Raw genomic sequence first — 859 nt, 5'->3', positions numbered from 1 at the left:
GACGGTGACGCCCGAAAGCCGCTGCAACGCCGATATCAGCGGCGCCGCCAACCTGCGGTCGTCATCATGGATGATGCCGATATGCCAGGGCCGGCTCTTGCCCTTGTAGACCGGCGTGAAGGAGTGCACCGAGACCAGCCGCGTCTCCTGTCCACGCGCCAGCCGCCGGTCGACGATCCCGGAGATGGCGTCATGAAACGGGCGCCAGGCAAGGTCGACCCGCGCGGCGCGCTGCTTATCGGACAGGCCGGAATTTCCCGGAATGACTGTCGTCTCGCTGACCGGCGGCACGAGGTCGGGCGCGTCGAGCGGCCGGTTGCAGTCGATGACGAGGCGCGACACACGGGTCTCGACCAAAGTGGCGTCGAGCGCCTCGGCCATGCGGCTGGCGACGGGCAGCGCGCCGGGATCCCAGGCGATGTGGCGGGAAAGGTCTTCAAGGGACAGCCCCAGCGTGCCGAATTCGGCTGGCAGGAAGTTCGAGGCGTGGTCGCAGGTGAAGACGAAGGGGCTCGAGCCGCCAGGGTTGGTCACCCTTACGGTCTCCGACGGTGCAAGGCTGGCGGGCCATGCTTTCTCCATACTGCCGTCCCCTCGGGAGCGCTGTATCTTATGTTACGTATTTTGCCTCATTGCGTCCCGGTGAATGATTTCATACAGTTTGACCGGCTTTGTCAAACGCGAATTCGGGAAAACGGCGGCGACGGGTCAACGGGTGGGGGAAAACCATGATTTCCAGCATTGCCGAACTGATCTCCGACCGCATCGGCGCGATGCCGGCCGGCGAGCGCCGCGCCGCCCAGACGCTGATTGCCAACTATCCTATGACCGGGCTGAAGACCGTCGCCGAATTCTCGGC

The 859-nt window shown here is 64.7% G+C and carries 1 protein-coding gene and 1 pseudogene; one reads left to right on the top strand and one right to left on the bottom strand.

What is annotated here, in order from left to right:
- A partial coding sequence (locus tag EOA27_RS38400; protein WP_127258955.1) for an N-formylglutamate amidohydrolase occupies nt 1–582 on the bottom strand: 582 nt, incomplete at its 3' end.
- Nucleotides 583–728: 146 nt separating this feature from the next.
- On the opposite strand from EOA27_RS38400, the pseudogene EOA27_RS38395 reads away from it, so the two are divergent.
- Nucleotides 729–859 (top strand): annotated as a pseudogene (locus EOA27_RS38395) (RpiR family transcriptional regulator); the annotation flags it as partial.

Origin of the sequence: Mesorhizobium sp. M2A.F.Ca.ET.037.01.1.1 (assembly GCF_003998075.1) — a bacterium.
Lineage (GTDB): Bacteria > Pseudomonadota > Alphaproteobacteria > Rhizobiales > Rhizobiaceae > Mesorhizobium.
Note: the sequence above shows the minus strand (reverse complement) of the source record. Positions and strands in the feature narration are given on the sequence as shown.